We start from the raw sequence: 15,000 nt of genomic DNA on the forward strand, positions 1-15,000 counted from the left end.
TAACTTCAGAATATTTATTAAAAACAGAGGAAAATGGGTGGGACATATCAAAAGATGAAATTAGTTATTATTTTACATTAGGACTTAATTTAGGTGGAATCTTTAAAGGTAAAGGTGATGAAAATGAGTGAAGTTGTTAAAAACAGATCTGAAATAATTTTTTTATACGACATCGAGAATGCTAATCCAAATGGAGATCCAATGGACGAAAATAGGCCTAGAATCGATGAAGAAACCGAAATAAATATAGTTACAGATGTAAGGCTTAAAAGAACTATTAGAGATTATTTATATAAATTTTTAAATGAAGAAATTTTTATAATAGAAGAAATTAATGCAGATGGAACACAAAAAACTCGAGAAGATCGTCTTAAAGATCTTAAAATAAAATCAAAAGAAGATGGAATTAAATTACTCGAAAAATATATTGATTTGAGGCTTTTTGGAGCTACAATTGCTGTTAAAAACCTGACTTCGACTTGGATAGGGCCCGTTCAGTTCAAATTTGGAAAATCTCTGCATAAAGTAGAACCAAAAACTATCAAAGGAACTAGTGTGATGCCCTCTAAAGAAAATGTTACAAGAGGAACTTTCATTGAAACTCAAATTCTCCCCTATTCCTTGATTTCATTTTATGGTATAATAAACGAAAATGCCGCTAAAAGTACAGGTCTATCTGAAGCTGATGTTGATTTACTTATGGATGGACTTTGGAATGGAACTAAAAACATAATTACAAGATCTAAAATTGGGCAAATGCCCAGATTGTTGTTAAGAGTAATTTATAAAGAAGATAATTTCCATATCGGAGATCTCGATAAAAAAATTAAACTTGTTCTAGCTGAAGATATTGGAGAAAAAAGTTTAAGAAGCATCTCCGAAGCTGAATTAAATATTTCTGAATTAGTAGAAACAATTAACTCAAATAAAGATAAAATTGAGCGAGTTGAATTTGAAGTTAATGGTTTGAAACTTAATTCAGACTTAAAAACTTCATTTGAAGTAGAAATAAAGGAATTAAATTTATAAGTGTGGTCTTTATGGCATTGAATAAAGCACTTGTATTTGATATTTGGGGAGACTATGGGCATTTTCGTAAAATGGAGACAACAACATCTCCCCTTACTTATTCTATTCCCACGGGTACAGCAATTAGTGGCTTGGTCGCAGCCATATTAGGATTGCAGAGAGACTCTTACTATGACACTCTCTCAAGAGAAAATTTTGAATTTTCGATTAGAATAATGAAACCAATAAAAAAAATTCGATTAAACATTAACATCATAAAAACGGATGCCGGATTTTATTTGTGGGATATAAAAGGCACTCCACGTTCTCCAACTCCCTATGAATTTCTAAAAACACCTCATTACAGAGTTTACCTCCGATTTAGAGAGACAAAAATGCATGAAAAACTTAAATATTATCTTGAAAGCCATAAAACAATATATACCCCTTATTTAGGCATCAGTGAACTGATTGCTAATTTTAATTATGTTGGAGAATTTGATATAATTGCTAAAGAAGCAAAAAATAGCCAAATAGATAGTGTAATAAGTAAAAATGATGTCAAAGTTAAAATTGATGATTTAAAAGAGGGAATGAGGTGGAGTAATGAAAATATGCCATTATACATGAATTCAGAAAGATGTGTCAAAGAATATTCAAATGTCTTGTTGGAACAAACTGGAAGACCTATTACAATTGAAACTGGTTCTTTTTGGAGGATTGGAGAAGAAAATGTCATTTTCTTATAAATTGAAATCTCACCCTGAAAAGAGATTAGTAGACCATCTTTGTAACGTTGCCAAATTATCTAAAAATATTGTAAATTCAAAAATTATTGAAAATAAAGATTTAATATCCAAAATAGCTTACTTAAATGGCATTTCACATGATTTTGGAAAGTCTACTACTTTTTTTCAGATATATATCCATAACCATGAAAAAAATAGCAAATTTACATATCATAGTTTCGTTTCATCATTTTTTGGATATTATTTAGTAAAAGATTATTTAAAAAAAAACGGAGTATATGATGAATTTTGGTATTTACCTGCAATTTCGTGGATTGTTATAAACAAACATCATGGGAATATTAAAAACTTAAAGCATAATGAAATTCCTAAACTTAATGAGAATAATAAAATTGATGTGGTTGTTGAACAAATAAAAGATATAAATAAAAACCATTTAGACGAAATAAACCATATTTACGAAGATATATTGTCTTATTCTGAAATACAAGACTTTTTTCATGTATTAATAACTAAAAACCCAAAATTTACAGAAGATATACGTAGCAATGTTAAAAAGCTATTTAGAGAGAAAAAGTTAGAATATTACTTTTGGATTCTCTTTTTTTATTCTATTTTACTCGATGCAGATAAACTAGATGCTTCCGAAACTCCAATTCCTAAAAGAGTTGAAATACTAGAAAAAGATTTAGTAGATCAGTATAAAGCTGTTAAATTTAAAGATCACGAGAAAATCAATCAGATAAGAGAAATGGCTTATCAAGAAGTAAATTCGCAGCTTCCAGAAATAGATTTAAGAAAAGACAGAATATTTTCAATAAATCTTCCCACGGGGGTTGGGAAAACATTAACTAGTTTTTCATTTGCTTTAGGTCTTCAGGATAAAGTTCAGGACGAAAAAGGTTTTAATCCAAAAATAATATATTCATTGCCATTTTTGAGTATTATCGATCAAAACAGTTCAGTTATTTCTGAAATTTTAGCTGGAAGAGATGGTAAAGGGTGGGAACAATTATTTGAAATGGATAAAGAGGAAAAAGAGAAATATGTTGAAGAGAATACACCTTCAAATTTACTTTTAAAGCATCATCATTTAATTGATATCAAATATAAAGAAGAAAAAAATAATGAACTCAATGTTATTGAAAATATAAATAAATCATTGCTTCTAACTGAAGGTTGGCATTCTGAAGTAGTTATTACAACTTTTATCCAGTTTTTTCACAGTTTAATTACCAATAAGAATAGAGCGGCTAGAAAATTTCATAATATGATTAACTCTATAATTATTTTAGATGAGATACAGGCAATTCCAAATGGATACTGGCTTTTGTTAAATAACATGTTGAAATATCTTGCATCAAAATTTAATTGTTGGATCATATTAATAACAGCCACCAAACCACTTATTTTTGACAAAAAAGAAATCAAAGAACTTGTAAAAAATAGAGATATGTACTTTGAAGCCTTCGATAGAGTTAATTTTAATTTTGATTTAAATGAAAAAGATTTTGATGATTTTAAAGAAGAAATTTTCGACGAAATTATTGAAAAAAAAGACAATGACATTATGGTAGTGTTAAACACGATTAATTCTGCTAAAGAGTTATATAATCATTTAAAAGAAAGACTTTCTGAAGAATATAAACTAACTGATAAGGAAAGACTTGTAGATAACGATGGAATTTGTAAGTTCAATGGGTTTGAACTTATAAATATGACTACTCATGTTCTGCCGAGATATCGTCTAAAAAGGATTGATCGCATTAAACATGATAAAAAAAGGAAAATTATTATAACAACACAATTAGTAGAAGCAGGCGTAGATGTCAGCGTAGACATTATTTATCGTGATTTAGCACCTTTAGATTCAATAATCCAGACAGCAGGACGATGCAATAGAAATGATGAAGGGAAAAAAGGTTCATTTAATACGATTGTATTGAAAGATGAAAACAAAAGATTTCATGAATATGTCTATGATTCTGTCCTCATTGATGCTACCAAAGAAATCATGACTAGAACGGGTGGAAGTATATCCGAAAAAGATTTCACTATGAATGCAGCTGATGAATATTACCGTTTAATTAAAGAAAGAGGTAGTTATGATGATTCTAGGCAGATTATGGAACATTTAATACGATTAGAATTTTCCGACACTTCTAAATTCCAATTAATTAAAAACGACATACCAAAAACATCCGTTTTTATAGAAATTAATGAAGAAGCTAAAAAAATCAGGGAATACATGGAAGAAATACAAACAGAATTGAAAAGATTCGAAAGAAAAAATAAGCTTTTAGAAATAAAAAAGGACATTAATTTATTTACACTATCAATTAGTTGTAATAAAAAAATGGAAGATGAAATAGGGCATTTACCTTACATTGGAAGAATTGAAGATTATAAATATGTTCCTAAAAAGGATTTAGAAGAATGGTACAGATTAGATGTGGGGTTTTGTCCACCCACAAATGATATTGACATGAGAATGATTTAAAAGTAGGATTGAACCATTTAATTTTCTTTAATAAATAGAAAAACGGCTTTTAGGCTGTTCCTATAATAATTAAAGAAAATTATGATATTTGGTTGAATTTTACTCATAAAGTTGAATAACTCCCTATAAAGACTGACTCAAAAAGTTGAGTAAAAAATCAGAAACCTTATAAAAGATTATCATTTGAGAAGTAGTTTCACTTTGAAAAAAATAAATACTTTGAAAATCAATATTTCAAATGGTGATAATATGACTTCAGAAACCAAAATCTCAAAGGGCTTTCAAACTGTAGTTCCCTCAGATATAAGAAAAAAGTTTGATGTTGGGCCGGGAGACATTTTAGAATGGAGACCTACTGAAAACGGAGTAGAAATCAAATTCCGTAAGAAAGTAACCTTTCAAGATATTGCAGGAATGGTAAAGGGCAAACCCACCGATGCTGTTGAACTTAAGAAGAAGTTCCAGAGGGGAGAAAAGATTTGATATTCGTTGATTCTTCTTTTTTTATTGCCCTTGTCCTGGAAAATGACCAATGGCACGATAAAGCTCTGAAATTAATTCCTAAACTGGAAAAATCTCAAAAAATGGTATCTGGCCTTATAATCTCGGAGACTGTTACTATAATAGGGGGTAGAGCTGGTGGAAAAGCGGGTAAGATGATTTATGATAATATTAAGGATAATTGCAAGATATTCCCTCAGGAACAATCTCTTTACGACCATGCCATTTACACCTATCTTCAGTATGATGGAACTCTTTCTTTGACTGATTCAGTAACAATCGAGATTATGAAAAATTGCAATATCCAAAAGATAGTTTCTTTTGATTCTGATTTTGATAAAGTTAAAGGAATTCAAAGGATACATTAAATGTTCTCAGACTCAGAAAAAGAACTCAGAATAATTGGAACCCAGATCAATTACTATTTTATTTGCAAGACCAAATTATGGCTTTTTTCTCATCATATCCAGATGGAACAGGAGTCTGAACTTGTTTCACTGGGAAAGACACTCCACCAAGATTCCTATAAACGGGATAAAAGGGACCAAACCATTGATAACCTGATCAGTTTTGACTTCATACGTAAAGGAGATGTCCTGGAGATCCACGAGGTTAAAAAGAGCAAAAAGATGAGTAAAGCCCATCACTACCAGCTTCTCTATTACCTGTATTATCTAAAAAACAAGAAGGGAATTGAAAATGCCATAGGAATCATTGATTACCCTAAACTGAGGCGAAGAGAAACCCTAAAACTTGATGAGAGAAATCAACAGGAGATACATAATATTACCAAAAGAATAGGTAATATGCTTAAAGAGGAGATGCCTGCACCCAGTAGAAGACCGGCATGTCGCAGGTGTGCTTATTATGAGTTTTGTTTTGTGTAAAATTTAATAGGGGATGTGATATTGAAAAAAAATTACTACCTGATGTCGGATGGAATCTTAAAAAGAAAAGAGAACACCCTTTATTTTCATAACAAGGATGGTAAAAAACCCATACCAATTAGCAAGATGTATTCTATCTACTCCTACGGTTCTCTGAGCTTCTCCTCCCAGGCAGTTCACCTTTTAGCCAAGGAAGGAGTGCCCATACACTTTTTTAACTATTACGGATTCTATGATGGTAGCTTTTACCCTCGAGAAACACTGTTATCGGGTGATCTGCTCATTAAACAGGCTGAAAATTACCTGGATCACGAAAAACGAATTATAATTGCAGGGAAATTTGTGGAAGGTGCAGCCCATAACATGCAGAAGGTTCTTTCCTACTACAAGATTGAGAATGGTATAGGTGAAATCTTAAATGATCTGGACTCCTGTAGGGAGATAACTGAATTCATGAATGTGGAAGGAAGGATACGCGCTCATTACTATGAAAAGATGGATTTAATATTACCTGATGGTTATAAAATGGAAGGCCGCAGCAGAAGACCTCCGGAGAATATGATCAATGCCCTAATGAGTTTCGGTAACTCCCTGATCTACTCCACCGTACTCACTGAGATCTACAACACCCAACTGAATCCCACAATATCTTATCTTCACGAGCCATCCGAAAGAAGATATTCTCTGGCACTGGATTTAAGTGAAATATTCAAACCTATACTGGTGGATAGACTGATATTTTATCTAATAAATAAGAAAATGCTGCAGGAAAAAGATTTTGAGCGTGACCTTAATTACTGCCTTTTAAATGATCAGGGAAGGAAAAAATTCATCAAAGAATATGATGAACGCCTGAAAAAAACCATTAAACATCGTAAACTTAATAGGAAAGTTTCATACCGCCGATTAATACGATTAGAAGCTTATAAATTAATTAAACATTTGATAGGTAGTGAGGAGTACAAACCATTTGTGATGTGGTGGTAAATTATGTATGCCATTATTGTTTATGATATTAAGGTGGAAAGAGTCAATAAAGTCAAAGGATACCTCAGGAAACACCTTAACTGGATACAAAACTCGGTATTTGAGGGAGATATTACATTAAGTGAACTTGAAATAATCAAGAAGGGCTTAAAGGACATCATAAACAAGAATGAAGATTCTGTAATAATTTTTACAGTTAGAAGTGAGAAAGCATTTAAAAGACAGGTATTGGGGATTGAAAAAGCACCGATAAGCGGAATATTATAATTTCTACCTATTAAATTTTATTTTGGTTATTTAAATAATTCTTTTTCTTATAAAAATCTCTCTTTTACAGTCGTTTTTTGAACAAATTTTGGGATTATAATAAAATTATTTTAAGTTACTTTAATAGAATAAAGAAATAAAGAGCATTCTATGAATCTCTGAGCATCTACTTCTTATTAAAACATCCCTATTTTAAATATTATAAATAGATTTTCAGTATAAAACTATAAAAATTCATTAGAGAACGTCGTCTTACCATATAAAGTAAACCCCTAATTAAACACCGACAATTTAAGTACCTTGAAAGAGTAAAGAATATGATGAATTAAGCCAAATAGGCGAAATTTCCCGCCTGCCAAAATCAGACTATTTTAGGATTGAAATATATAGATGATATAATCGATGATGCGACCCCAGACATGCAAAAATCAGACTATTTTAGGATTGAAATCGATTTCATGAGTGCAGGGTATGGGTTTTTGTTTAATGCCAAAATCAGACTATTTTAGGATTGAAATATCTATCTTCTTCTGGAGTGCGGTGGGTGTGAACTCGCCAAAATCAGACTATTTTAGGATTGAAATGTCACCCACTTGGTAACAATACCTATTCTCATAAGGCCAAAATCAGACTATTTTAGGATTGAAATTACTACATCATAGCGGGGTGTTCCCCCTGGTATGGAGCCAAAATCAGACTATTTTAGGATTGAAATCAAATCCACCAAACGGATAGACTACGAACTCATCAGCCAAAATCAGACTATTTTAGGATTGAAATGCAAAGTGCAGCGGGAGATCGACCAGAAAAGCATCGCCAAAATCAGACTATTTTAGGATTGAAATCGGGCAAGGTCATCGGTCAACTTCCGGATCAGGTCGCCAAAATCAGACTATTTTAGGATTGAAATCATGATGCTTATGGGAACGAGTTAGGATACATTAAAGCCAAAATCAGACTATTTTAGGATTGAAATCTATCACAATAGGGAGGGGTCAAGCCGCCCTAAGTCGCCAAAATCAGACTATTTTAGGATTGAAATTCATTTGTTCTTATCTTGAATGGGCCGTTGGTGGCTGCCAAAATCAGACTATTTTAGGATTGAAATATATAAATGATATAATCCATGATGCCACCCCAGACATGCCAAAATCAGACTATTTTAGGATTGAAATGAAAACTATTATATTCTTTATGAAGACCTCCCACAAGCCAAAATCAGACTATTTTAGGATTGAAATGCAACTGTGGGCCTTGCTGCAACAATCTCAGAGTATGCCAAAATCAGACTATTTTAGGATTGAAATGTAGACCTCACGGACTGGCTCCACTCTGAATGAGAAGCCAAAATCAGACTATTTTAGGATTGAAATATATGGGGGGGTAAAAAGTTTTAATTATTCAACATCGCCAAAATCAGACTATTTTAGGATTGAAATGTATCTACAGCTTTAGTTTTAATTGCTGAGGAATGGTGCCAAAATCAGACTATTTTAGGATTGAAATGGAGAATGGACATGCCTTGTGTGTGATGCCGATTTGCCAAAATCAGACTATTTTAGGATTGAAATTTAACTGGCGACATGATAACTGATTTACTCGTAGTCGCCAAAATCAGACTATTTTAGGATTGAAATCACTTTTACCTGCTGTGTAAAACTTCTCAGTATAAGGCCAAAATCAGACTATTTTAGGATTGAAATTTTAGCACTGAAACTGGCCATGTGGGTGACTAATAGCCAAAATCAGACTATTTTAGGATTGAAATGAACCTCAGAACTTGGCAAAGACTAATCCATTGAATGCCAAAATCAGACTATTTTAGGATTGAAATGGCATACTCGAAAAAACACAACACACAACAACCACAGCCAAAATCAGACTATTTTAGGATTGAAATAAGAACCCCTAAAAACGCTCGGTGGGCTTATGAAAGCCAAAATCAGACTATTTTAGGATTGAAATCCCATGGGGAACAGCCGAACCGGTTCTGTGGGAGGCCAAAATCAGACTATTTTAGGATTGAAATTAAGTTATAATAATAATAGATTTATTTGGATTGTCGGCCAAAATCAGACTATTTTAGGATTGAAATGTTAAAATAGAGGGGGAATTATTAGCTAAATTAGGGCCAAAATCAGACTATTTTAGGATTGAAATATGGCAGGGTGGAAAAAGGCACAAACCGGAAAAGGGCCAAAATCAGACTATTTTAGGATTGAAATTATATCCTCCTAAACAGTCAAAGCCAAAGTAACCAGCCAAAATCAGACTATTTTAGGATTGAAATTTCATGGATTAAAGGATGATAATCTGGGTTTAATTCGCCAAAATCAGACTATTTTAGGATTGAAATGGTTGGAAGTAAAAGGTTTTATGTTTCAACTAAGGGCCAAAATCAGACTATTTTAGGATTGAAATACTTAATTCAATATCAGCTGTGGTTGTGTGTACTCTGCCAAAATCAGACTATTTTAGGATTGAAATGCCTATATTGGATGACCTGGGTAAGCCAACTGGTAAAGCCAAAATCAGACTATTTTAGGATTGAAATCGTTATCAGCGTTAACAAAAAATTCCATATTAGTTTCGCCAAAATCAGACTATTTTAGGATTGAAATGTGTAACACTAATGAGGATAGGGAGAAGCATATCTCGCCAAAATCAGACTATTTTAGGATTGAAATTTAAAGATGTGATAAAAATCATAGAGGATCACGGGGCCAAAATCAGACTATTTTAGGATTGAAATGCAACCATACTGGCTTCAAAGTTGTTGGATAAGGATGCCAAAATCAGACTATTTTAGGATTGAAATTTAATGTAATAAGCATTCAGGGCAGGATGTTTCCGTGCCAAAATCAGACTATTTTAGGATTGAAATTAATCCCAAAGATGGGTTTCATGTTCATAACGCCAGCCAAAATCAGACTATTTTAGGATTGAAATTTCAGGTAACGCTGACAACATGAAGGACAATTAATAGCCAAAATCAGACTATTTTAGGATTGAAATCAGATGAGGACAACATAACCATCTACGGCACAGTGGGCCAAAATCAGACTATTTTAGGATTGAAATGGTCATCCATACTTACGGTTGATGAAGGAGAAGGCGCCAAAATCAGACTATTTTAGGATTGAAATGTGTAGTAGAGTTGTAGAATAACTGATCCAGGTTTGGCCAAAATCAGACTATTTTAGGATTGAAATTATAATAATTAAAACTAGTAAAAGTCTTTCTGAAACGGCCAAAATCAGACTATTTTAGGATTGAAATGGTCTTCCTTACCCTCAGTGACTTTGATTATATACTGCCAAAATCAGACTATTTTAGGATTGAAATTGAACAAGGCGGTATGGCTACTGCAATGCCAGCATTTGTTGCCAAAATCAGACTATTTTAGGATTGAAATCGACTAATGAGTTATAATGATGGCAGTGAGGACAGTGCCAAAATCAGACTATTTTAGGATTGAAATGTAAAGATGATGGTGTTGTTTTACACCTCGATCACGCCAAAATCAGACTATTTTAGGATTGAAATTTCAAAAATAATCACCTTCATAATGGTCGTTTAAAAGCCAAAATCAGACTATTTTAGGATTGAAATTGGGAAAAGGCCCACCACGTGTTTAGGGATAATGAGGCCAAAATCAGACTATTTTAGGATTGAAATACCACGGGCCGAATTTATGGTGCCTTATGGGAGCGTGGCCAAAATCAGACTATTTTAGGATTGAAATTACTGGAGTCAATTAAACCCTGATTTGACAATTGTTGGCCAAAATCAGACTATTTTAGGATTGAAATGGTCATCCTCATTCATTATAGCCGGACAAAGTGCCTGCCAAAATCAGACTATTTTAGGATTGAAATAAAGTGGCATTAATGGATTATAATAGGTATAAAGTTGCCAAAATCAGACTATTTTAGGATTGAAATCCTAATATGCAGTAATACAGGTGTAGGATTCCTAGCCAAAATCAGACTATTTTAGGATTGAAATCTATAGAAGTTACCAATGCAACTGAGATAATAACCGGCCAAAATCAGACTATTTTAGGATTGAAATTTCAGAGAATGAAATTGAAAGTGTGGCTTACTGGTGCCAAAATCAGACTATTTTAGGATTGAAATAGTAATATTTTAACAATGGACACGGACACGGACACCCGCCAAAATCAGACTATTTTAGGATTGAAATATGATCAGTACAAAGCGAATATTGAATCAATCATACGCCAAAATCAGACTATTTTAGGATTGAAATATAATTGGTGTCTTGTTTGATGTTTGCGTCGGTTAGGCCAAAATCAGACTATTTTAGGATTGAAATAAAAAAGTCAAAACATTGAGGCCACCTTTAGTTGGGCCAAAATCAGACTATTTTAGGATTGAAATGTTACACAAAGAACAATATTTAGGAGCTTTGTAGATGGCCAAAATCAGACTATTTTAGGATTGAAATTTAGCTTTAAAGCTGAAGTCCACTTTCCTTTTACTTTTGCCAAAATCAGACTATTTTAGGATTGAAATAACAACTACGGGAAGGGCAGAGCACTTATTCATTCTATGCCAAAATCAGACTATTTTAGGATTGAAATGTTGAGTTTACCAACTTTCCTGCGAAGTGTATTATAGCCAAAATCAGACTATTTTAGGATTGAAATTCTCAGACAGTTTACTTGTGCATTTCTTCACAAGTAGCCAAAATCAGACTATTTTAGGATTGAAATACAACCCCTGGCCCTGGTTCACAGTGGGGATGGAATGCCAAAATCAGACTATTTTAGGATTGAAATGCAGTCATATCACGCATATCAGAGCGGATACGCTCGCCAAAATCAGACTATTTTAGGATTGAAATATTAGGCTCATTCTTTGTCTAAATTCTTGTGAATGTGCCAAAATCAGACTATTTTAGGATTGAAATAAAAATTTGATTCTTTGGTTATATCTAATTCCAGACGCCAAAATCAGACTATTTTAGGATTGAAATTGTTCTTTGCAGTACAAACAGCGATTCCTTTTCACTGCCAAAATCAGACTATTTTAGGATTGAAATGTAGAAAAAGGACTCTTTGTAGCAAAGAACGATGTCAAGCCAAAATCAGACTATTTTAGGATTGAAATATATTTTAATTTCATCGTTGAAGAAGGAAATGGAACGCCAAAATCAGACTATTTTAGGATTGAAATATAATCGCAGGTAAATTATAGAGGTAATGGCCATGGGCCAAAATCAGACTATTTTAGGATTGAAATTTGCAAAGTCTGCCGCTTCTTTGAGTAATGTTACACGGCCAAAATCAGACTATTTTAGGATTGAAATGTAAAAAACGGGACTAAGATTTTTCAGTTTCTGAAGGCCAAAATCAGACTATTTTAGGATTGAAATTAGAAGGAGGATCTGCATCAGGAACTGCAACCGCTGGCCAAAATCAGACTATTTTAGGATTGAAATTTTAACTCTCCTTAAAAAACAGAAATACCGCCTAAGCCAAAATCAGACTATTTTAGGATTGAAATTCATGAAAATGTATTTTGTATTGGTGTTGTCCCCGGCCAAAATCAGACTATTTTAGGATTGAAATTAGTTTATTCCTCCTTTTTATAATATGAGCGCTAAAGCCAAAATCAGACTATTTTAGGATTGAAATTTAACTGAAACTTTAGGAGTTAATCACTGTTCCATGCCAAAATCAGACTATTTTAGGATTGAAATATCCTCAGGAGAACCCTTAGAGAGGTGAATCGGATGCCAAAATCAGACTATTTTAGGATTGAAATAGAAGGATGATGGTAGGCTTAAAAACACTAAGCGAGAGCCAAAATCAGACTATTTTAGGATTGAAATTTAAAGACTTTGCAGATTACCTGGAGAATAAGCCACGCCAAAATCAGACTATTTTAGGATTGAAATTTCAGCAAACAGGAGTATGAATTCTTCAAATTCCATGCCAAAATCAGACTATTTTAGGATTGAAATATACTAGACGATTTGAAAATATTTGCACAAATTTTTGCCAAAATCAGACTATTTTAGGATTGAAATTCAACAGATCATTAACGGCGGGAAAGCTATTGCACAGCCAAAATCAGACTATTTTAGGATTGAAATAGTACAGGTTAATTCATCATATCGTTTTACGCCACGTGCCAAAATCAGACTATTTTAGGATTGAAATGATGTCGGCGGTTTTCCAATCGTAGAGCGGATAAAAGCCAAAATCAGACTATTTTAGGATTGAAATTAATATCATTAGAGTAGAATGATATAAATCCAGGGCCGCCAAAATCAGACTATTTTAGGATTGAAATTTATGAATCATTAACCCATTTTTATTAATAGATAAAGCCAAAATCAGACTATTTTAGGATTGAAATTAAATTTTCAACCAGGCCTTGATATATTTTGGGTTTGCCAAAATCAGACTATTTTAGGATTGAAATCTAAGTGGGCCATAGTTACATATGCCCCACTCCCTGGCCAAAATCAGACTATTTTAGGATTGAAATTCCTTAATATACCATCCATTTAGATAGATATTCAATGCCAAAATCAGACTATTTTAGGATTGAAATTCAATCTTTCAAATGTTAGGGTTGCCTAACACTTGAGCCAAAATCAGACTATTTTAGGATTGAAATGGTATACCCCATCATATTTATTATCAACTAAATTAAGCCAAAATCAGACTATTTTAGGATTGAAATTCTGCTATAACCCCTCTTGATAATTCATTCCTAAAGGCCAAAATCAGACTATTTTAGGATTGAAATCAGGTACAGGGAACATACTCGATCAACTCCCTTATACGCCAAAATCAGACTATTTTAGGATTGAAATACTTTCAACTAAACTATTATACATATCACTTATGGGGCCAAAATCAGACTATTTTAGGATTGAAATGGTTCACCATCTGCAATGAGGTACAGTGATAGTAAATGCCAAAATCAGACTATTTTAGGATTGAAATGGAAATGGATGTTCACTTAGATACAACTGTTGCTTGCCAAAATCAGACTATTTTAGGATTGAAATTTTGGAGTAATATGATGGGGTGAAATCTTCTTTCACTGCCAAAATCAGACTATTTTAGGATTGAAATAAAAGAAGGAAGAACTAATAAAAGAACTGGCAGGGGGCCAAAATCAGACTACTTTAGGATTGAAATATCCTTCTGGGAAGGTCCATTAAGAAGGTCCATACCGCCAAAATCAGACTATTTTAGGATTGAAATATATATGAATTAACTAACCCTAATCAAAGGTATTGTCACTAAAATCAGACTACTTTAGGATTGAAATCGGAAAGTAATGAAAGTGGTATCAACCTTGGTTTGTTTACCAAATCAGACTATTTTAGGAGGCCAAATAATTACTCATCAATCCTTTTTTTTTCATTAGTGTGCTTACTCTGTGCAGTTATCATCGGATTAGCTACTCTGGCCTTAACTTGATATCCTGCTAACCATCTAGATCATTAAGTATTAATTCAAGGGATGGCAATGTAAACCATACTACTTAAAAAGTTTAGATAACATAGCAATATAATAAAATTCTAATATTTTACAAGGATAGGAAAGGAAGTTTTTTTAAAATGAACATAGTTCCCCGTATTAGAGTAGCAGCCCCAGAATAACCAGGCAAGTATTCTATAACCAATAAATTGATTAATTGACGTAAATTTGGATAAATCAATTGAAATTAATTAATTAAATTTATTAAAACTATAAGTTACACATTTTATAACATTTTATCAGTTTAGGAGCGATATTGAATGTCCGAACCATCATCAACCGAACTTTATGAGGTTAAACGCACACTGAAAGAACTCTCCGATAAAAAAGGTCGGGGTACTGAGCTGGTGTCGGTTTACATACCACCGGATAAGCAGATTAGTGATGTGGTCAAGCACATGCGTGAAGAGCTCAGCCAAAGTGCCAATATTAAAAGTAAACAGACAAAAAAGAATGTTCAGTCTGCCATTGAAGTTATAATGCAGCGTATGAAGCTCTTCCCCAAGCCACCAGAAAGGGGTCTGGTGTTATTTGTGGGCATGATCCCCCGGGGAGGGCCCGGAACTGAGAAGA

General features: G+C 33.0%; 10 protein-coding genes and 1 CRISPR repeat array (2 of these 11 running past the window's edge). All 10 genes read left to right on the forward strand.

The features are described 5' to 3' along the window. Nucleotides 1-131 carry the final stretch of a TIGR02556 family CRISPR-associated protein gene (locus tag CIT02_RS05065; RefSeq protein ID WP_292614608.1) on the forward strand. It extends 1,705 nt beyond the left edge of the window, so the window shows 131 of its 1,836 coding nt (coding positions 1,706-1,836); the start codon falls outside the window, past its left edge; the stop codon is at nucleotides 129-131. Then, the gene (cas7b, locus tag CIT02_RS05070; protein ID WP_292614610.1) at nucleotides 124-1,029 is read left to right on the forward strand and encodes a type I-B CRISPR-associated protein Cas7/Csh2; all 906 of its coding nucleotides are present in this window, start codon (nucleotides 124-126) and stop codon (nucleotides 1,027-1,029) included. The genes CIT02_RS05065 and cas7b overlap by 8 nt, the downstream gene beginning before the upstream one ends. Nucleotides 1,030-1,040: 11 nt before the next feature. After that, on the forward strand, nucleotides 1,041-1,757 hold the full coding sequence (gene cas5b, locus CIT02_RS05075) for a type I-B CRISPR-associated protein Cas5b (RefSeq protein WP_292614612.1): 717 nt from the start codon (nucleotides 1,041-1,043) through the stop codon (nucleotides 1,755-1,757). Then, nucleotides 1,705-4,257 carry a CRISPR-associated helicase Cas3' gene (gene cas3, locus CIT02_RS05080; RefSeq protein WP_292614614.1) on the forward strand — a complete coding sequence of 851 codons (2,553 nt, stop codon included), beginning with the start codon at nucleotides 1,705-1,707 and terminating at the stop codon, nucleotides 4,255-4,257. The genes cas5b and cas3 overlap by 53 nt, the downstream gene beginning before the upstream one ends. Nucleotides 4,258-4,506: 249 nt before the next feature. Beyond that, entirely contained in the window at nucleotides 4,507-4,740 is a 234-nt protein-coding gene (locus CIT02_RS05085; RefSeq protein WP_292614616.1) for an AbrB/MazE/SpoVT family DNA-binding domain-containing protein, read from the forward strand. Then, nucleotides 4,737-5,126, forward strand: a complete 390-nt coding sequence (locus CIT02_RS05090; protein ID WP_292614618.1) for a type II toxin-antitoxin system VapC family toxin — start codon at nucleotides 4,737-4,739, stop codon at nucleotides 5,124-5,126. The genes CIT02_RS05085 and CIT02_RS05090 overlap by 4 nt, the downstream gene beginning before the upstream one ends. Continuing rightward, on the forward strand, nucleotides 5,127-5,645 hold the full coding sequence (gene cas4, locus CIT02_RS05095) for a CRISPR-associated protein Cas4 (RefSeq protein ID WP_292614620.1): 519 nt from the start codon (nucleotides 5,127-5,129) through the stop codon (nucleotides 5,643-5,645). It begins immediately after the preceding gene. A gap of 18 nt (nucleotides 5,646-5,663) precedes the next feature. Next, nucleotides 5,664-6,632: a type I-B CRISPR-associated endonuclease Cas1b gene (gene cas1b / locus CIT02_RS05100; RefSeq protein WP_292615048.1), complete on the forward strand. Its 969-nt coding sequence runs from the start codon at nucleotides 5,664-5,666 to the stop codon at nucleotides 6,630-6,632. Between the two features lie 3 nt (nucleotides 6,633-6,635). Continuing rightward, nucleotides 6,636-6,899, forward strand: coding sequence for a CRISPR-associated endonuclease Cas2 (gene cas2 / locus CIT02_RS05105; protein WP_048071796.1), 264 nt, complete (start codon nucleotides 6,636-6,638; stop codon nucleotides 6,897-6,899). Nucleotides 6,900-7,253: 354 nt separating this feature from the next. Beyond that, a CRISPR array of direct repeats spans nucleotides 7,254-14,282; the repeat unit is 30 nt; unit sequence GCCAAAATCAGACTATTTTAGGATTGAAAT. Nucleotides 14,283-14,687: 405 nt separating this feature from the next. Next, on the forward strand, nucleotides 14,688-15,000 hold the start of the coding sequence (gene prf1, locus CIT02_RS05110; RefSeq protein WP_292614623.1) for a peptide chain release factor aRF-1. It continues 917 nt past the right edge of the window; only the first 313 of its 1,230 coding nucleotides appear in the window; its start codon is at nucleotides 14,688-14,690; its stop codon lies beyond the right edge, outside the window.

The sequence above is a fragment of the Methanobacterium sp. BAmetb5 genome (assembly GCF_003491305.1).
In the GTDB taxonomy this organism is placed as follows: Archaea; Methanobacteriota; Methanobacteria; order Methanobacteriales; family Methanobacteriaceae; genus Methanobacterium.